Origin of the sequence: Pseudomonas sp. FG-3G (genome assembly GCF_901007645.1) — a bacterium.
In the GTDB taxonomy this organism is placed as follows: domain Bacteria; phylum Pseudomonadota; class Gammaproteobacteria; order Pseudomonadales; family Pseudomonadaceae; genus Aquipseudomonas; species Aquipseudomonas rhizophila.
Genome location: NZ_CAAKGZ010000020.1, coordinates 81,057 through 98,314 on the forward strand (window position 1 = coordinate 81,057; position 17,258 = coordinate 98,314).

Below are 17,258 nucleotides of genomic sequence, written 5' to 3' on the forward strand. Positions count from 1 at the left end.
CCGACCAGCGTCCCTGAGATATCTTTTCACGAGCACGTTTGCCCCAGTATTTGCGGGATGTTGACGAAAAAAATCAAGATTTACAGGGTTTTCTCCCCTATGTAGATTCCTCGGGAGTGGCCGGTCGTTCACATTGATTTGCTACGACATTGATAAAAAAAACAAGAAAAGGTGATAGGCATGGCTTGGTTAGGTTTCGCAATGGTCATCACGTTTATGGCGTTGATCATCAGCAAGCGACTTTCTGCTGTGACAGCGCTCATCCTCATCCCGATTGCTTTCGGGCTGGCCAGCGGCGCAGGACCGGAGTTGGGCGGCATGGTGATGGAAGGCGTCCAGCAAGTGGCGCCAACGGCATTGATGTTGATGTTTGCAATCCTGTATTTCGCAATCATGTTCGACGCGGGGCTGTTCGAGCCCGCGGTTCGCCGGATTCTGCGTTATGTGGGAAATGATCCCCTTCGTGTGGTGCTCGGCACCGCTTTGCTGTCGTCGGTCATCTCCTTCGATGGGGATGGGGCAACGACGGTGCTGATCGTGACAACGGCGTTTTTGCCGCTCTACCTTCGCCTTGGGATGAACCCGCTCATCCTTGCACTGATGCTTCTGTTGACCAATACGGTCGTTAACATCATCCCTTGGGGTGGGCCGGTAGCGCGGGCTGCCAGCGCGCTGCATCTGGATGTCAGCGAGATATTCCTGGGCCTTGTACCCGCCATGTTTGCAGGTCTGGCCTACGCGTTTATCGTGGCAGTGTGGATAGGCCGCAAAGAGCGACGTCGTTTGGGGTGGACGCCCATGGCAAAGGACACTGTGTCTGAAGAGCTGCCTCTACCCCTTATCGAATCGGCCACGCAAAACCCCAGGCTGTTCTGGGTCAACCTGGCACTCACGGCCGCGCTGATGTACGCCATGGGTACAGGACTGGCACCGTTACCCCTGGTGATGATGGTGGGGTTTTCCCTGGCGTTGCTGATCAACTATCCACGTTTGGCGGAGCAGAAAGCGAGAATCGCCGCTCATTCCGACAGTGTGTTGACGGTCATTGCCCTGATATTCGCTTCAGGGGTCTTCACTGGCATTCTATCCGGCACGGGAATGGTCGATGGGATGTCGGCGCGGATCGTGCAGATGATTCCTGATGGCGGCGGGCAGTACTTCAGCATCATTACCGCCCTTGTCGCGCTGCCGCTTAATTTCCTGCTTTCCAATGACGCGTTCTTCTTTGGGATCTTGCCGGTGCTTGGCGCGGCGGGCGCGGAATATGGTATTGACCCGATGCATATCGCCCGCGCCTCGGTGCTGGGGCAACCGGTTCACGCATTAAGTCCACTCGTTGCCGCTGTTTATCTCATCAGCGGGATTATCCAGCGGGACATGGGCGAGATGCAAAGATACTGCTTGTTGTGGGCAATCGGCAGCAGCCTTACGCTCATAGCAACGGCCATCGTTACAAGAGCAATTATTTAAAGATCCACCTGTATTTCTGCCCTGCTTGTTTAAAGCAGTGCCAGCTCACGCCTGCTCATTGAGAAAATAAAAATAATAATTGAGGTGATCATGAAATCGACTAAAGCCGTCGCAATGACATATCTCGCTACGCTGTTTGCATCGGGCAGTTGTTTTTCTGCGAGTATCAGTTATCCGGATAGATTTCAGCATGAAGGCAAGTTGAATGCTTATCTTCGATCCGCGTACATCAATACGCGAATATCCAACGACCTGATTGAAGACCGCTTCGGCGGGTTCTCGACCGGCTCGGAGTTGGGTGGGGTAGGGGTCGGCGCGATCCTGGATTACAACTCTAACTACTGGGGCGGCGTTGTCGGCTTTGATGCGTCCCTGTACGGCGTGGCAATGATCGATTCCGAGCAGGACAGCCGTGACTTGTTTGATAATGACGATGGTTCTAACGGTGGCTTTGCAAAAGTCGGGCAAAGTTACTTGAAGTTGCGCCACGTCGGCGAGGGATGGAACGCAGACTCACAAATAGGCCGAGGCCGATTTGACGCGGGCACCCTGGTCAGCAATGACACGCGACTCGTGCCGGGTTCCTATCAGGGCGCGCGAGCCCATTTCAACCTGACTGACGTGGGCATCGGCCCGCTACCCGGAACGATGGCTTTCGAAGCAGCTTATATCGATCGAAGTTCTCCGCGGGACAGGCAGGCGTTCGGAAAGCTGCTAAGCCAGTCGGGTGAGGACATAAGCAACGTCTACACCTATGGGGTCACCTACGATCTAAAAGCCGTTGAGTTGAGCTATGCCCGTGGTGTGTCAAAGGACTTCAATGAAAATACCCGTTATGGCTTGACCCTGCAGGCACCTATCGGTGAAACGGCAGGGGTCATTTTAGACACCCAGTATTATCAGTTCCAAAAAGCGGGACGGCTGTGGGAGCAAGATTGGTCCGCCGGTGACGCGGCCTATGATAAAGAGGCCACGTGGTTAAACGTCAATCTTGGTTTATTGCTCGATAAGTTGCGCCTGGGTGTTTCTTTCTCCGAGACACACGCCGAACTGAGTAATGGCAACCTTGGCTACGCCTACTTCGATCACGCGGATAACGTGGACGGGAGAATGGATGCGTGGACCCGTTCCGGCAACGATTTCAACAATCATGGTGAAGTAACCTGGCAGCTAGGGGCCGAGTACGACCTGAGCGGTATTTCACTCTTGGGGGCGTCATTGGACGGGTTTAAAGTCATGGCGCTCTATAAGCAGGGAAACTTTGACGCCGTGAACCCGTTCAGTGGTCAGAAGACGGATGTTTGGGAAAGGCAAAACGAATACCGCGTTTATTATCGGTTCGATGACAAAGAATACGCCGGCCTTTCCGTGGGATTGATTTATATCGACTACAGAATCGACCAGGATTTTGTTGCGCTTGTTTCCGCCCAGCCGAATAACGTTGTCAATGGCTCAGAAGCCCGGGTGTATCTGGATTATGCGTTTTGACTGGAGTGTGTTCATGGAATTCGGGTTGTTCAAACTAAGTCGAGAGGTGGGCGATGCCTAAACTTCGTCATCGGGTGGTCGTCACTCAGCGTTTTTTTGATTCGGCGACCCTTGATTTTCTCAAGCATTGCGGTTGCGAAGTCATCATTGCAGAACTTGCGCCGGGAGTTGCCGACGGGAGTTTGAGTGAGCGGCAATTGATCGACCTCCTGGTTGACGCTGATGGGTGGATTTTAGGGCACGCCAATGTGACGGCCAGCCTGCTCGGTTCGCTCCCTCGGCTCAAGGTGATCTCCCGCCGTGGCGTGGGGTATGAGCGCATTGATACGGCGGCGGTGGAAGCGGCCGGAAAGGTCGCAACGATCGCCGTCGGTGGAAATGATGCAAGTGTCGCTGACCATACGATTGCACTGATGCTCGCGGTGTGTCGCAAGCTAAAACAATGTCAGGCGGGGCTGTCTGCCAACGACTGGAGCATTCCCTTGGGCGGTGACCTGTATCGCAAAACGGTCGGAATCGTTGGATTGGGCAGAATCGGCAAAGGCGTCTTGCTGCGCCTCGCCGGGTTCGAAGTCAAACCCCTGATTTATGCCCCTCGCCCAGACAGTTCACAAAAAGCCAACGGGGGGCAAAGCTGCTTTGTAGATCTGGAGACCCTGTTTCAGGAAAGTGACTTCATTACGCTTCATGCCCCCCTTAACCCGCAGACCCGGGGAATGATTGACCGCCGCGCTTTAAAGTCGATGAAAGCTGGCGCCGTGCTGATCAATACCGCCCGAGGTGGCCTGGTGCGCGACGCGGATCTGTTGAAAGCCCTGCAACAGCAAGACATCGCCGGGGCAGGACTCGATGTGTTCGAAAGCGAGTCCGACCCTTCACTGTCGGCAGTGACAGAGCAGCTCATCAAACTTCCCAATGTGGTCGTGACCCCCCATGCCGGCGCCTCTACGGTGGAAGGCTTGAATCGCACCAATTTAATTGCAGCCCAGTGTGTGGTGGCGGTCCTGGAAGGGCGGAGCCCGCCTGGGCACTGTGTCATCGCAGACGGCCGTCGACATACCGTTGCAAAGGAAAATACATGAACGTCAAGATCAAGGTGCTTACACCAACGGGTGCAATCGGCACCGGATTCCCGAGAGATGCGTTTGAGAAGGCGCTTCTGGAATGTCCCGATGTGATTGCAATGGATGCGGGGTCCACCGACTCGGGTCCGCACTATCTCGGTACGGGCACGACAAAGTCTTCTGCTTCGATATTGCGCGCAGAGCTTCGGGTCTTCATGCAGGCCCGGGAAAAGCTGGGGATCCCGCTCATCATTGGCAGCTGCGGAACCTGTGGTTCCGACGCGGGTGTCGATTTGATGCGCGGGCTCTGTGAGGAGGTCGCGGCAGAGCTGGGGCAGACCGTACGTATCGCGGGCATCTACAGCGAGCAGCCAGCAAGTGCTGTGAAAACAGCACTTTTGGAGAAACGGATCAAACCGCTGCAGCTTGATTTTATTGATGATGCCTTGGTGGATCGCTGTTCTCGAATAGTCGCGCTCATGGGCGTGGAACCCTTCATTCATGCGCTCCAGGAAGGCGCGGACATCATCCTGGCCGGTCGCTCCACGGACACCGCCGTCATGGCGTCGCTCCCGATCATGCGAGGGGGACATCCAGGGGCCGCCTGGCACGCCGGGAAGATTCTAGAATGTGGCGCGTCCTGTACCACCACACCCGCCCAGGCCGTGGTCATGGCAACCATTGACGAAACGGGATTCACCATCGAGGCGATTGGTGAGGGGGCCCGGCTTACGCCACGATCGGTGATGGCTCACATGCTCTATGAGAACAGCAATCCCTACGTGCTCGTCGAGCCGGGTGGTGTGCTGGATGTCGAGGGGGCTGTGTACACCGCGATCGACGAGCGAACGGTGCGGGTAGAAGGCTCGATCTGGAAACCCAGTGAAGACTACACCGTCAAGCTGGAAGGTGCGGCGCCTTGCGGGTTTCAATCGGTTGTCATGAGTATTGTCCGGGACACCGAGTACCTTGAGCGCTTCGATGAATGGCTCGCCTGTCTCGATTCGGTGATGCGCCAGCGAATAGAAAAACATCTGAACATCGGATCGGGCGAGTACGACCTGCAGTTTCGCGCGATTGGCAAGAACGCGGCGTTGGGGGACTTTGAGTCGCGATCCGCCACCCCAGTGGAAATAGGCGTCATGGCCCTGGCGACTTCCGCAACGGCCGAGCGCACGAAAGACATCGTCGCTTTGCTCAATCCTTACCTGTTGCACTTCCCGTTGCCAGGTGACAAAGACCTGCCCACCCATGCGTTTCCATTCTCTCCAGCCTCGATGGATCGGGGAGTGGTTTATGAGTTCGTGCTCAGCCATGTGATGGTCGTGGCGAATCCGTTGGCACCTTTTCGATTTGACATGAAAACCATTGAGGCGGCGTGAGATGAATACCATGGAAGCACTCGGCTACGAAATTCGCTCCAAGAACGCCGGCCCCTTCTCTTTGACCATTGATGTGTTTTGTCAGGACTCGGATGTTTTTGCCCGGCTGGCGGGCGAACCGAAACTGCAAGCGCCGGCCATTGCTCAGCTCTTTCGCCGGACCGTCGAGTCGATCAGCGTGTTTCGGATCGATGCATTGAATGTGATCAAGATCAGCCTACCGCGCCCCGTAATACAGGGGGCTCTGCAGGATCGTGATATGCACGGTGCGCAATGGGCCTTCATGGTGAGGGACGCGCTCCTGGAATCCGATTAATCATCAGCGCCAATCAAGGCAGGTCCTAATGGCGCCATTGTTCAGCGTGGCGCCAGACAACCGATAATCAGAGGTGGCGATGTCCAGGCTCGGTGGGAAGTGCGAAAACCCGAAAGTGGGCGGCGAGGGGACAGACGGGGTGCTCGTCGATCCGAACGAGGTTCATCCAGACCTCATCGGCGTCGCGGCGACGTTACGCCAACTGGGTCTGCTTCCTGTCGTCGAAGGAGAGATTCAGAAGGTTCGCGCGCAGTTGCAACGAATCAGCGCATGGGCGTCGCGACCCAGCGTGCCTTTGTCCTGCGAGCGCATGTTGGAGTTTTCGGTCAATTGTCGGGTTGTTCCGTGCAAGCTGTATTGGCCGCAAGACGATGAGACGCCCTTGCTGCTGTTCTATTGTCACGGCGGCGGGTTTCGACACGGAGCACTCGCCGATTGGGACGCTCCTCTGCGCCAGTTGGTGCGTGACAGCGGCTTGGCGGTGTTGTCCATCGGCTATGCCCTCTCGCCGGAGTACCGTTTTCCAGTGGCGTTTAACGAGGTGGTGTCGATAGTCAGCAGGGTCATCAACCTGGGGACAATCACTCATTGTCCGGTGCGCGGGTATGCCCTGGGTGGCGACTCGGCGGGCGCCAACCTGGCCCTGGGCGCCGCCCTTGCGCTGCGCGACGCTGGAATGGATACGTTGCGACAGTTGATGCTGTTCTACGGCTCCTATTCCCGAGGTGTTTCTTCCGATTCGTGGCAGAGACTCGGTGGGTATGGCGGGCAGAACTTGTCTGCCAAAACGATGAATGCTTACTGGGCGAGCTACCTGGCCGAGGATGAAGATGACTGGCGGGTGCAGCCGATCACCGCTGATCTGGCTGGACTCCCGCCTGTGCGCTTGATCGTCGGAAACCTTGATCCGTTGTACGACGAAAACTGTGAGCTGGCGGTTAAGTTGCACGCTGCCGGTGTGGCGACGCACCTGGAAGTCCTTGCGAACATGACCCACGGGTTCCTGCGATTCAATGAAGTTGCACCTGTCGTACGGGATGTGATTTTTACCCAAGCCACTGCGTTGCGTCAGGCACTGGCGTAGTGCGCCGTCCGGCCAGTCATCCTGATCCTGAACACTGACTCTCGTGGCCTCCAGACCATTGTGCTGGGGCCTTCTTCATCATGAGGCGAACGCTAAATGCTGATTCTTCGAACCCTTGCTTCTTCACTTGTGACGCGGATCTGTCTTGGGAGCATCATGACCCTTGCGTTCAGCGCAATGGCTGCCGGTGAACTTCCGGTCGGGCGTGCCGCAGGTGATATGGAGCTTTCTGCGTTTTATCGCTGGCAGGACCCAATGCCCACTGTTCCCGGTGTCTTGCTGAGGAGCGAAACGCTCAAACCGCAGGAGCGGGTGCCAGCAGCGGCGCAAACCATACGCATGCTCTACAGTTCCACGGACCAGCGTTGGCACTCAGGCCAGGTGCCTATCAGCGGCACGCTGTTCATGCCGAGCGGTCCTGCTCCGTCTGAAGGTTGGCCGCTCTTGGCCTGGGCCCACGGTACGCTGGGGATCGCCGACATATGCGCGCCCTCGTGGACCGGGTTCAGAGCGCGTGACGCTGCGTACATCAATCGTTGGCTGGAGCGCGGATTCGCCGTCGTGGCAACTGACTATCAAGGTTTGGGGGGGCCAGGGCCTCACCCGTATACGGTCTGGCAGGCCGAAGGCAGCTCTGTCCTGGATGCAGTTCGTGCCGCTCGCGCACTCAAGCCCGGTGTGATTGCCAACCGCACGATCCTGGCGGGGCAGTCCCAGGGGGGCGGCGCCGCTCTGGGCGCGTCGATACTCGCCGCCAGCTATGCACCTGAACTCAATATTCTCGGTGCGGTTATCACAGCGCCCAATAGTACATTCCCCGACGGGCCCATCGCGCTTGAGGCGCGCCATTCCAATACGATCTTCCTGTCGTTGGCCACTGGCGGGTTACGCGACAACGCACCCCGAATAGACGACCTACTGACGCCTGAAGGGCTGCAGCTTCTCGACGTTGCCCGGCAAAGCTGTACGCGGGAAATTGCCCTCAAGTCGCGGGAGCTGAAAATCGGTTCGTTTTCGCAGTTGCTGACCATCAGTGCGCAAGCGTTGAGCGCTCTGCGCACGCCCACGACCGATATGCCCCAGGCAACGATCGCTTTTCCATTGCTGATTGCCACCGGCCAGGCCGATGAGACCATCACCCCGGTACGACAGTATGCGGTGGCGGCGGCGCTGTGCGCGGCTGGAAACCAGGTCACCTGGCAAACCTATGAAGGATTGGGGCATGACGGGGTGATGCACGGCTCGTTGAATGAAGCGTTTGCGTTTGCACGCGCCCAACTCGAGGGGCAGGGCTATGATTCGAACTGCGCCACGATCCAGCGACCTGGGGCGCCGGGTGAAAGGGATCCGAGCGCTCCATTCAACGATGATTGAACACGGGTGAATCCTTCGCTCATCATCTAACCGCCATCCTTATCGACTGTCAGCCGATGCCGGTCGATAAGCGCTGCGAAGGCGTCAGAATTCACGCCCCCATAGGCGGTCCAGTGAGTGACGACCGGCCCCCTTGAAGGCGATATAAGTGAAAAGAAAGCCCATCAATACCGGGTATTCGATGCCACGGTCTATCCAGGGCCAGTTCGGGCCAAGGATGTAAGCGATCGCCGCCATCTGTATGGCCATCGCCACCGCCAATGGCCGGGTGGCCAACCCTAGCGCCAGCAGCAACCCACCCAAACCTTCAAGCCAGGCGACGAACAGGCCCAATAGCGCGGGGAATGGCAGGTGCAGGACGTTTGCGATCAAGTGAATCGAACCCGCCATGGGATCCGCCATCGAGCCGTGTGAAGTTCCCAACAGCTTGGGCAAGCCATGGGTCACCATGATGATCCCCAGGCATAACCGGAGCATTGCATAGGCGAGAGGCTCGCCCCATTGATAAAAAATACCCAGGGCCGGGACGACCAGCTTCGAGGGCTGTTCAGCATTGGGAGCGTGAGATGTCGGTTTCATCTGAATGATGTCCTGGGTCGTTTATTAAAAGGTTGACGAGGACAGTGTGGTGTCTTCCTGGCGATGGATAAATCGACGGGGCTGCCATGACCATTCACCTCCCATAAACAATCGGCCCACGCTGGACCTTGCACCGTCGTGAAAGTGATACTGATTGCTTCGATGGGGTGGATTAGTCAGGCATCGCGGGTAAGACTGTTCATCTCTCACCAATAAAAGGGCGTCACACGATGGATAAATTCGATGCCTTGCAACTGTTCATTCGCATCATCGAGCAAGGCAGTTTTACTCGTGCCGCCAACGGTCTGAATATCCCGCGGGCCACAGCTACGCTGGCCATCAAGGAGCTGGAGCGGCAGCTCGGTGCGCGTCTGCTCGAGCGTACAACCCGGCGGGTGCGGCCGACACTCGACGGCCAGGCCTTCTATGAGCGATGCAAGGCTGTGCTCGCAGATCTGGAGGACGCCGAGTCTTCACTCAGCACGGTCGTGGCGAATCCGCGCGGCACTTTGCGTCTGGATTTGCACGGGACCCATGCGACTCGGATCATCCTGCCGAACATCCAGGATTTTCATCGGCGCTATCCCCAAATCAACCTGGTCATCAGCTGCGGCGACCGGCTGGTGGATCTGGTGAGCGAAGGCGTCGATTGCGTGGTCCGTGCAGGTAACCCGCGTGATTCGTCGCTGGTGGCCAAGCGGCTGGCGTTGATGCCTGAAGTGGTCTGTGCCAGCCCCGGCTATCTGGCCGAACACGGCACGCCTATGTTTCCACAGCAGCTTGCTGAACATCAGGCCGTGGGCTTCTTTGCCAGCAATCATGACATACGTTACCCGTTCACCTTTGTCATTGACGGCCAAGTGGTCGAGCTGGAGCCGGGGGGCTGGATTTCAGTGAATGACGCCGAGTCTTACTGCTGCTGTGCGTTGAACGGCTGTGGACTGATCCAGGTGCCGCGCTTTCGCGTGGAGCAATACCTGGCGTCAGGGGAGTTGGTCGAGGTTCTCGGTGACTGGCCCAGTCCCGGACTCCCGGTTTCGGTGTTGTATCCCTATCATCGCCAGCTCTCTCCACGACTCAAGGTGTTTGTCGAGTGGGTGAGCGCCCTGTATGCCGAACGCTTTGGCCCGCTAACCTGAAGGCCTTCGCTTCATGTACTGCTCGATGGACGCAACGGCAGTTCGCGCAAGCGTTGACCCGTCAGGGCGAAGACCGCGTTGGCCACGGCCGCAGCGATGGGGGGCGTTGCGGGTTCGCCTACACCGCCAGGGCTCTCGGTGCTGGGCAGCACATGCGCCTCGATCTGCGGCATTTCGTTGATGCGCAGCACCCGGTAATCGTGAAAGTTGGACTGTTGGATACGACCCTCCTTGATGCTCATCTGCCCGAACAGCGCTGCGCTGAGGCCGAAGACAATAGCGCTTTCCATCTGTGCCTTGATGTTGTCAGGGTTGACCGGGATGCCACAGTCGATCGCGCACACCACGCGATGAACGCGGATATTCCCACCTTCGATGGAAACCTCCACCGCTTGAGCACAGTAGCTGCCAAATGACTGATGCACGGCGAGGCCGTGGCCGCGTCCCGGTGCTGGCGTGCGCCCCCAACCGAAGCGTTCGGCGGCAAGGTTCAACACGCCCAGGTGCCGTGGGTCCGATTCAAGCAGCAGGCGGCGATACGCCAGTGGGTCCTGTCCGGCGGCGTGTGCCAGCTCATCCACCGCGCTCTCCATGACGAACGCGTTGTGGCTGTGTCCAACGGAGCGCCAATACCATACCGGAATGTTCGACCGAGGGGCGTGCGCTTCGACCCGATAGGCCGGGCTGCGCATGATGTAGGGCGAGTCGCTCATGCCTTCGACAGACGTCGGGTGAATGCCCGACGCATCCGGAAATATCGATTGCCCCGCCGTGGTTTGCGACCAGGCCTCCGGTCGCCCGTCCGCCCCCAAGGCAACGCGCAGGTGTTGGGCGAAGGCTGCCCGGTAGTAACCACCCTGCATATCATCCTCGCGGCTCCAGAGGGTTTTCACCGGCACATTCACAGCCTTGGCGACTTCCACCGCTTCGGCGATGAAATCCTGCAGAGCACGCCTGCCAAAACCGCCGCCCAGGAAGGTGGTGTGAATACGGATTTGCTCAGGGGCAAGACCGGTGATCCTTGCCGCGGTTCGTTGATTGAACGTTTGCATCTGGCTGCCGACCCAGATGTCACAGCCATCGTCGCTGAGCTTCACGGTGCAGTTGAGTGGCTCCATTGTGGCGTGCGCGAGGTAGGGCACGCTGTACGCCATCTCGACTACCCTGCGGGCAGACTTCAGGGCTTGCTCCACCTCGCCGCGTTGCGTGACGACTTCACCCTCTGTGTGGGTCAGGGCGGTTAAATCCTGGCGTTGCTGGTCGCTGTCGAGGATGACGGTGCCGCTTGCAGCCTCCCATTGCACTTGCAGCGCATCGCGCCCGCGCTTGGCCGCCCAGTAGTGATCAGCGACGACCGCAATGCCGCTGGGGACCTGAACCACATGGCGTACGCCGGGCAGGGCCTTGGCCTGGGTCGCATCGAAGGCGCGGACGCTGCCGCCGAGCATCGGCGCCCGTGCAACCACGGCGCAGAGCAATCCTTCGAACTGGATGTCGATGCCATACTTCGCGCGACCGCTGATCTTTTCTGGCGAGTCCAGCCGTAGGGCGCCCTTGCCGATGAGCGTCCAGGCTGCCGGATCTTTCAGGGGCAGCGTCGCCGGATCCGGCGACGGCAGCGTGGCGGCCTGTTCGGCCAGTTCGCCATAGCGCAGACGGGTGTTGCCGGCGATGACCTCGCCATGTTCTGTGCGCAATGCGCTGGGTGCCTGGCCAAGACGAATGGCCGCTGCCTGGATCAACAGCGCCCGCGCCATTGCGCCCGCCCGGCGATAACGCTCGAACTCATCACGAATGCTGGAAGAGCCGACCGTGCCCTGAAACCCACGCCGCAGACTGGCATAGACGGCGGCAGCCGGCGCATGCTCGACCTTGAGTGTGCTCCAGTCCGCGTCCAGTTCTTCGGCGATGAGCAGGGTCAGGGTGGTCCAGACCCCCTGACCCATCTCGGAATGGGCCAGGAAAATGGTGATGCTGTCATCCGCGGCTATGCGCAGAAATGCATTGGGCGCGAATTCGGCGGACTCCAGGTCTTGCGCCATCAGGCGTCTGCCAGCGGGCACCGTGAAACCGACAATCAGGCCAGTGCCGAGCACGGTGCCAGACTTAAGAAAACTGCGACGAGAAGAGACAATCATGGCATTCATTGCAGAGCACTCCCTGGCTGAAAGGTGGCTGAGAGAATGGGGTCAGGCTTTGCTCAGTTCGGCGGCCCGGTGGATTGCCAAACGAATGCGCTGGTACGTACCGCAACGACATAGATTGCCGGCCATGGCCTGATCGATGTCGGCGTCGGTGGGGGCAGGGTTGCTGGCCAGCAATGCAGCGGCGGCCATGATCTGACCGGACTGGCAATAGCCGCACTGGACCACATCCAGTTCGGTCCAGGCACGCTGAACCGGATGGCTGATATCGGCTGACAGCCCTTCGATAGTGGTGATTTTTTTACCGGCCAGGGCGCCGACCGGCGTGATGCAACTGCGCTGGGGCGAGCCGTCGATATGCACGGTGCAGGCGCCACATAGGCCCATACCGCAACCGAACTTGGTGCCGGTCATGTTCATGAGGTCTCGAATGACCCATAACAGCGGCATATCGGCGGGCGCATCCACCTCCAGTTCGCGTTCATTGACCTGTAGCTTCATCGTTGACTCCCAGTCTGCGAAGAGAAGATCCGTGGCGACATTGAAGACACCGATGGCGACGGATACCGGCGCGCTCAAACCGGATCGATCATCGGCAATCACTCACCGGGTTTGTCGCCAAGAGGGATTGAGAGGGAGCTTACAAGGCAGCTGCTCCGGCTATAAAGCCAGCAGATTTGAATGGTCTGTGCAGGGCGCAATAACAATATCGGCCGATTCTGGAGGGGGCGGTGAGGCGCTCGACTATCGGCGCGGTAGCCTCGGCCCGAGGCTACCGGCTTGGTATCTATTGAGCTTTTGCATAGCGTCGGTCGGACTTGCCGGCCTTGAGGATTGCCCCTGGCACCGGGTGGCCGACCAGCGATGGCAGGGTGGCCGCCGCCGCCAGCAGTTTGTCCAGGTCGACACCGGTGTCCAGGCCCATGCGTTGGAACATGTGCACCAGATCTTCGCTGCAAATATTACCGCTGGCGCCAGGTGCATAGGGGCAGCCGCCCAGCCCTCCGAGCGAGGCATCGAAACGATCAATACCGGCGTCCAGTGCCGCCAGGGCATTGGCCAGTCCCATGCCTCGGGTGTTGTGAAAGTGCAGGGTAAACGGGGTCTGCGGCCAGCGCGCCAGGGCTTCACGGCAGATGCGCGCGACCTGCGCCGGATCGGCCATGCCAGTGGTGTCACACAAGGTCACGCCCTGCACGCCAATGTCCAGCAAGCGTTGGATCAGCCCGTGGACCCGCGCTTCGGCGACCTGGCCCTCGAACGGGCAGCCGAAGGCGGTCGACAACGAGGCATTGATGAACACGCCGCTACCCTGGCTGACGGCAATGATCTGGCGGAACTGCTCGAGCGATTGTTCGGCAGTCATGCGCAGGTTGGCCACGCCGTGGCTGTCGCTGGCCGACATCACCAGGTTGATCTCGTCAACCTCGCAGGCCAATGCCCGCTCACAGCCCTTCACATTGGGCACCAGCACGCTGTATTCCACTCCTGGCACGCGACGGATGCCGCGCATCACCGCTTCGGCATCGCGCAGGCTGGGGATCGCCTTGGGCGAGGTGAAGGAGGTGACTTCGATCTTCGCCAGACCGGTTTGTGCCAGGCGATCGATCAGGGCGATCTTGTCTTCGCTGGGGATGAACTGGGCTTCGCTCTGGAAGCCGTCGCGGGTGACGACTTCCTGGATGTACAGGCGTTTGCTCATGGGGGGGTCTCCGGGTAACGGTGAGGGGGCGCAAGCTGTTTGCAGGCGCGCCCTTGTTCAGATGATGCCGCGCTCGCGCAGGCCGCGGACCTGTTCGCCGCTCAGGCCCAGACCGGCCAGCAGGTCGTCGGTGTGCTCGCCCAATTGCGGGCCGCCGGCGCCGAGACGCCCTGGGGTGCGGCTGAGTTTGGGCAGTACACCCGGCACTTTCAGCGCGCCGGCGCTGGTCTGCACGGTCTCGATCATCTGGCGGGCGAGGTAGTGCGGGTCCTTGACGATATCGGCGGCGGTGTAGGGGAAACCGGCCGGCACCAACGCCTGATTCAGTGCTTCCAGGACCTGGTCCCGGTCGCGTTGCCGGGTCCACTCGGCGATGGCCGCATCGATGCGCTCGGCATGTTCGCCGCGTCCGTCGTTATGCGCCAGGCGCGGGTCCTCGGCCAGATCCGGGCGGCCGATCAGGTGCATCAATCGTTTGTAGATACTGTCGCCATTGCCGGCAATCAGTACGAAATGCCCGTCGTTGCAGGGGTAGGAGTTGGACGGGGTGATACCCGGCAGAGCGCTGCCGGCGGGCTCGCGAATGTACCCGCAGGCGTCGTACTCCGGCACCAGGCTTTCCATCATCGCAAACACCGATTCGTACAGCGCCACGTCAATGAACTGGCCCATGCCGCTGTTCTGGCGCTCCTGCAAAGCAAGAAGCACGCCGATGACCCCATACAGGGAAGACAACGAATCGCCCAGGCTGATGCCGACCCGTACCGGTGCCTGACCCGGATAACCGGTGAGGTGGCGCAGGCCGCCCATGGCCTCGCCGATGACACCGAAGCCGGGGCGGTCGCGATAGGGACCGGTCTGCCCGTAGCCGGAGATGCGCAGCATGATCAGGCGCGGGTTGATCTTCGACAGCGTGTCCCAGCCCAGTCCCCAACTTTCCAGGGTGCCGGGGCGAAAGTTCTCGACCAGTACATCGGCTTCGGCCACCAGCCGGCGGACAATCTCCTGACCTTCCGCTGCTTTCAGGTTGAGGGTCAACGACTGCTTGTTGCGTGACTGCACATGCCACCAGAGCGAGGTGCCGTCCTTGAGCTTGCGCCACTTGCGCAGCGGGTCGCCAACACCCGGCGGCTCGATCTTGATCACCTGGGCACCAAACTCACCGAGCATCTTGCTGGCGAACGGGCCGGCGATCAGTTGGCCCATCTCCAGGACCTTCAGGCCTTGCAGCGCCATGCTGCTTGCGTGTTGTTCTGTCATGTCTGCACCTTTGGGTCGTGCGCTGTTCTTTGTCAGGCAGGATGGCTCAGGCCCATGGACTGAACAATTGATCAATGACCAAGCCAGGCTTCGTATCCTGCGAAGTACCACCTGTGAGAACCTTGAAACTGTTCTTCATCGTGCTGCACGTCGTGATACACGACTGACAGGAGGCCGCGCCTATGCGTCGTATCGATTTCGTCACCCTCAAGCTGTTTGTCGCCATCGCCGATGAGCGCAGCCTGACCAAGGCCGCCGAGCGCGAGCACCTGGCCCTGGCGGCGGTGAGCAAACGGGTCAGCGACCTGGAAAACCAGCTGGGAATCGCCTTGCTCTACCGCCAGCCCAAGGGCGTCGAACTGACGCCGGCCGGGCATGCGCTGCTGCATCACGCGCGCAATATGATGGACAACCTTGCGCAGATGAATGCCGACCTCAGCGAGTTCAGCGAGGGGGTCAAGGGGCATGTGCGCATTCACGCCAACACCTCGGCGGTGATCGAATTCTTGCCCGAGGACCTCAGTGCTTTTACCCGGTTGCACCCGCAGGTCAAAATCGATCTGGAAGAGCGGGTCAGCAGCGAAGCCATCCGTGCGGTGCGCGAAGGGCTTACCGATATCGGCATTTTTGCCGGCCATGTGCCCGCCGACGAGCTGCAGGTGTTCAACTACCGCCACGATCGGTTGGTGCTGGTCACTCCACGCGCGCATCCGCTGGCCGAGCGCAGCCGCATCAGCCTGCACGAAGCGGTCAGCTACGACTTCATCGGGTTGCAGCAGGACGCCTCGTTGCACGGCCTGCTGCAGCAGGCAGCGCGTCATTTGGGCACGCCATTGCGCCTGCGTATCCAGGTGCGCAGCTTCGAAGCCATTTGCCGGATGATCCACACCGGCATGGGGATCGGCATCCTGCCGGAGCTTGCCGTGCGGACCTATCTGCCGGCGCTCGATGTGCAGGTCATTGCGCTGGACGATCCCTGGGCGCGTCGCGAGTTGAAGATTGCCGTGCGCAGCCTGGAAGCGCTGTCGATGACGGCACGCCAGATGCTCGAACACCTGATGAGCAGCGAACAACGGGAAGCTTCCATGGTCGAGCCTTCGTGAAAGCCGAAGGCAGCATTGTTCAAATATGAATTTCAGTGGCGTAGGGACGGGGGGTAGAGTCCAAACGGACTGAGGGGGATACGTCCCCAACGCTCGAACAAAAACAATAGGAGCTCACCATGAAGTATCCATCCGTGCGTCGTTGCCTGACCGGGGTGCTTGCCAGCTTTGCCCTGGTCGGTGCGTTGTCTGTCCAGGCCGCCGAGCCGATTCTGATCAAGTTCTCCCACATCACCGCCGACAGCACGCCCAAGGGGCAGGGCGCCCTGATGTTCAAGAAGTTGGTGGAGGAGCGCCTGCCGGGTAAAGTCGAAGTGCAGGTCTACTCCAATTCGTCGTTGTACGGCGATGGCAAGGAGATGGAAGCGTTGCTGCTGGGTGAGGTGCAGATGTTGGCGCCGGCACCCTCGAAACTGGAGCAGTACACCAAGCAATTGCAGTTGTTCGACTTGATGTTCCTGTTCGACGACGTGGCGGCAGCGCAGCGCTTTCAACAGTCGGACAAAGGCAAGGCGCTGCTCAGGTCAATGGAAGGCAAGGGCATCACCGGGCTGGCCTACTGGCTCAACGGTATGCGCCAGTTGACCGCGAACAAGCCGCTGGTCAAGCCAAGTGATGCCCGCGGGCAGAAGTTCCGCGTGCAGCCCTCTGACCTGCAGGCCGCGCAATACAGCGCATTGCGCGCAGTGCCGCGCAAGATGGCGTTCGCCGAGATCTACCAGGGCCTGCAGACGGGGGTGGTGAATGCTCAGGACAACCCCTGGTCGAACATCTATTCCCAGAAATACTATGAAGTGCAGAAGTACATGACCGAGTCCAACCATGCCATCGGCAACTACCTGCTGATCGCCAACACCAAATTCTGGAATGGTTTGCCGGCAGATGTACGCGATGAGCTGGAGCAGATCATCGATGAGGTCACTGTCGAAGTGAACAAGCAGGCCGAGGTGCTCAATCAGAAGGCCAAGCAGGGCATCATCGATTCGGGCAAGAGCGAGATCATCAGCCTGACTCCGCAGCAACGTGATGCCTGGCGCGATGCCGTGCGTCCTGCCTGGAAAGCCTTCGAAACGCAGATCGGTACCGAACTGATCGAAGCGGCCCAGGCGGCCAACCAATCCAACTGAAGTTCCCCAGCCACGGTCGCCCATTC

15 protein-coding genes are annotated in these 17,258 nt (G+C 59.5%); 10 read left to right on the top strand and 5 right to left on the bottom strand.

Annotated features, from left to right (window positions below):
• Positions 1–180: 180 nt before the first annotated feature.
• From PSEUDOMOFG3G_RS10115 to PSEUDOMOFG3G_RS10145, 7 genes are all read left to right on the top strand, one after another.
• Positions 181–1,470, top strand: a complete 1,290-nt coding sequence (locus PSEUDOMOFG3G_RS10115) for a CitMHS family transporter (RefSeq protein WP_139049838.1) — start codon at positions 181–183, stop codon at positions 1,468–1,470.
• Between the two features lie 90 nt (positions 1,471–1,560).
• On the top strand, positions 1,561–2,958 hold the full coding sequence (locus PSEUDOMOFG3G_RS10120) for an OprD family porin (protein WP_257220708.1): 1,398 nt from the start codon (positions 1,561–1,563) through the stop codon (positions 2,956–2,958).
• 53 nt (positions 2,959–3,011) lie between these two features.
• Positions 3,012–4,040, top strand: coding sequence for a phosphoglycerate dehydrogenase (locus PSEUDOMOFG3G_RS10125; protein WP_139049839.1), 1,029 nt, complete (start codon positions 3,012–3,014; stop codon positions 4,038–4,040).
• The gene (locus tag PSEUDOMOFG3G_RS10130) at positions 4,037–5,404 is read left to right on the top strand and encodes an acyclic terpene utilization AtuA family protein (RefSeq protein WP_139049840.1); all 1,368 of its coding nucleotides are present in this window, start codon (positions 4,037–4,039) and stop codon (positions 5,402–5,404) included. Before PSEUDOMOFG3G_RS10125 ends, PSEUDOMOFG3G_RS10130 begins: the two co-directional genes overlap by 4 nt.
• Position 5,405: 1 nt before the next feature.
• Positions 5,406–5,720, top strand: a complete 315-nt coding sequence (locus tag PSEUDOMOFG3G_RS10135) for a DUF4387 family protein (RefSeq protein ID WP_139049841.1) — start codon at positions 5,406–5,408, stop codon at positions 5,718–5,720.
• Between the two features lie 79 nt (positions 5,721–5,799).
• Positions 5,800–6,804 (top strand): alpha/beta hydrolase fold domain-containing protein, encoded by a 1,005-nt coding sequence (locus PSEUDOMOFG3G_RS10140; RefSeq protein WP_139049842.1) that lies wholly within the window; start codon positions 5,800–5,802, stop codon positions 6,802–6,804.
• A gap of 156 nt (positions 6,805–6,960) precedes the next feature.
• The gene (locus PSEUDOMOFG3G_RS10145) at positions 6,961–8,178 is read left to right on the top strand and encodes a lipase family protein (protein ID WP_257220709.1); all 1,218 of its coding nucleotides are present in this window, start codon (positions 6,961–6,963) and stop codon (positions 8,176–8,178) included.
• Positions 8,179–8,262: 84 nt separating this feature from the next.
• Here the strand turns inward: PSEUDOMOFG3G_RS10145 and PSEUDOMOFG3G_RS10150 are convergent, their stop codons facing one another.
• Complete coding sequence (locus PSEUDOMOFG3G_RS10150; protein ID WP_047225600.1) at positions 8,263–8,757, bottom strand: DoxX family protein; 495 nt, start codon at positions 8,755–8,757, stop codon at positions 8,263–8,265.
• Positions 8,758–8,987: 230 nt separating this feature from the next.
• Here PSEUDOMOFG3G_RS10150 and PSEUDOMOFG3G_RS10155 point away from each other — a divergent pair, with 230 nt between their 5' ends.
• A complete protein-coding gene (locus tag PSEUDOMOFG3G_RS10155) occupies positions 8,988–9,896 on the top strand; it encodes a LysR family transcriptional regulator (RefSeq protein WP_047225601.1) in 909 nt (302 codons plus the stop codon).
• An 11-nt stretch (positions 9,897–9,907) separates the two neighbouring features.
• On the opposite strand, the gene PSEUDOMOFG3G_RS10160 is transcribed toward PSEUDOMOFG3G_RS10155, so the two are convergent.
• The 4 genes from PSEUDOMOFG3G_RS10160 to PSEUDOMOFG3G_RS10175 form a co-directional block, all read right to left on the bottom strand.
• Entirely contained in the window at positions 9,908–12,043 is a 2,136-nt protein-coding gene (locus tag PSEUDOMOFG3G_RS10160; RefSeq protein WP_139049844.1) for a xanthine dehydrogenase family protein molybdopterin-binding subunit, read from the bottom strand.
• Positions 12,044–12,085: 42 nt separating this feature from the next.
• Entirely contained in the window at positions 12,086–12,541 is a 456-nt protein-coding gene (locus PSEUDOMOFG3G_RS10165) for a (2Fe-2S)-binding protein (RefSeq protein WP_139049845.1), read from the bottom strand.
• 286 nt (positions 12,542–12,827) lie between these two features.
• Complete coding sequence (locus PSEUDOMOFG3G_RS10170) at positions 12,828–13,742, bottom strand: hydroxymethylglutaryl-CoA lyase (RefSeq protein WP_047225604.1); 915 nt, start codon at positions 13,740–13,742, stop codon at positions 12,828–12,830.
• A 57-nt stretch (positions 13,743–13,799) separates the two neighbouring features.
• Positions 13,800–15,002, bottom strand: a complete 1,203-nt coding sequence (locus PSEUDOMOFG3G_RS10175) for a CaiB/BaiF CoA-transferase family protein (protein WP_139049846.1) — start codon at positions 15,000–15,002, stop codon at positions 13,800–13,802.
• Between the two features lie 182 nt (positions 15,003–15,184).
• Here PSEUDOMOFG3G_RS10175 and PSEUDOMOFG3G_RS10180 point away from each other — a divergent pair, with 182 nt between their 5' ends.
• On the top strand, positions 15,185–16,105 hold the full coding sequence (locus PSEUDOMOFG3G_RS10180) for a LysR family transcriptional regulator (RefSeq protein ID WP_047225606.1): 921 nt from the start codon (positions 15,185–15,187) through the stop codon (positions 16,103–16,105).
• 119 nt (positions 16,106–16,224) lie between these two features.
• Positions 16,225–17,232 (top strand): TRAP transporter substrate-binding protein, encoded by a 1,008-nt coding sequence (locus PSEUDOMOFG3G_RS10185; protein WP_139049847.1) that lies wholly within the window; start codon positions 16,225–16,227, stop codon positions 17,230–17,232.
• Positions 17,233–17,258: the final 26 nt, after the last annotated feature.

What these genes read in the sequence shown, in the direction of transcription:
- PSEUDOMOFG3G_RS10115 (WP_139049838.1), top strand. Translation starts at nt 181, where the DNA reads ATGGCTTGGTTAGGTTTCGCAATGGTCATCACGTTTATGGCGTTGATC.
- PSEUDOMOFG3G_RS10120 (WP_257220708.1), top strand. Translation starts at nt 1,561, where the DNA reads ATGAAATCGACTAAAGCCGTCGCAATGACATATCTCGCTACGCTGTTT.
- PSEUDOMOFG3G_RS10125 (WP_139049839.1), top strand. Translation starts at nt 3,012, where the DNA reads ATGCCTAAACTTCGTCATCGGGTGGTCGTCACTCAGCGTTTTTTTGAT.
- PSEUDOMOFG3G_RS10130 (WP_139049840.1), top strand. Translation starts at nt 4,037, where the DNA reads ATGAACGTCAAGATCAAGGTGCTTACACCAACGGGTGCAATCGGCACC.
- PSEUDOMOFG3G_RS10135 (WP_139049841.1), top strand. Translation starts at nt 5,406, where the DNA reads ATGAATACCATGGAAGCACTCGGCTACGAAATTCGCTCCAAGAACGCC.
- PSEUDOMOFG3G_RS10140 (WP_139049842.1), top strand. Translation starts at nt 5,800, where the DNA reads ATGTCCAGGCTCGGTGGGAAGTGCGAAAACCCGAAAGTGGGCGGCGAG.
- PSEUDOMOFG3G_RS10145 (WP_257220709.1), top strand. Translation starts at nt 6,961, where the DNA reads ATGACCCTTGCGTTCAGCGCAATGGCTGCCGGTGAACTTCCGGTCGGG.
- PSEUDOMOFG3G_RS10150 (WP_047225600.1), bottom strand. Translation starts at nt 8,757, where the DNA reads ATGAAACCGACATCTCACGCTCCCAATGCTGAACAGCCCTCGAAGCTG.
- PSEUDOMOFG3G_RS10155 (WP_047225601.1), top strand. Translation starts at nt 8,988, where the DNA reads ATGGATAAATTCGATGCCTTGCAACTGTTCATTCGCATCATCGAGCAA.
- PSEUDOMOFG3G_RS10160 (WP_139049844.1), bottom strand. Translation starts at nt 12,043, where the DNA reads ATGAATGCCATGATTGTCTCTTCTCGTCGCAGTTTTCTTAAGTCTGGC.
- PSEUDOMOFG3G_RS10165 (WP_139049845.1), bottom strand. Translation starts at nt 12,541, where the DNA reads ATGAAGCTACAGGTCAATGAACGCGAACTGGAGGTGGATGCGCCCGCC.
- PSEUDOMOFG3G_RS10170 (WP_047225604.1), bottom strand. Translation starts at nt 13,742, where the DNA reads ATGAGCAAACGCCTGTACATCCAGGAAGTCGTCACCCGCGACGGCTTC.
- PSEUDOMOFG3G_RS10175 (WP_139049846.1), bottom strand. Translation starts at nt 15,002, where the DNA reads ATGACAGAACAACACGCAAGCAGCATGGCGCTGCAAGGCCTGAAGGTC.
- PSEUDOMOFG3G_RS10180 (WP_047225606.1), top strand. Translation starts at nt 15,185, where the DNA reads ATGCGTCGTATCGATTTCGTCACCCTCAAGCTGTTTGTCGCCATCGCC.
- PSEUDOMOFG3G_RS10185 (WP_139049847.1), top strand. Translation starts at nt 16,225, where the DNA reads ATGAAGTATCCATCCGTGCGTCGTTGCCTGACCGGGGTGCTTGCCAGC.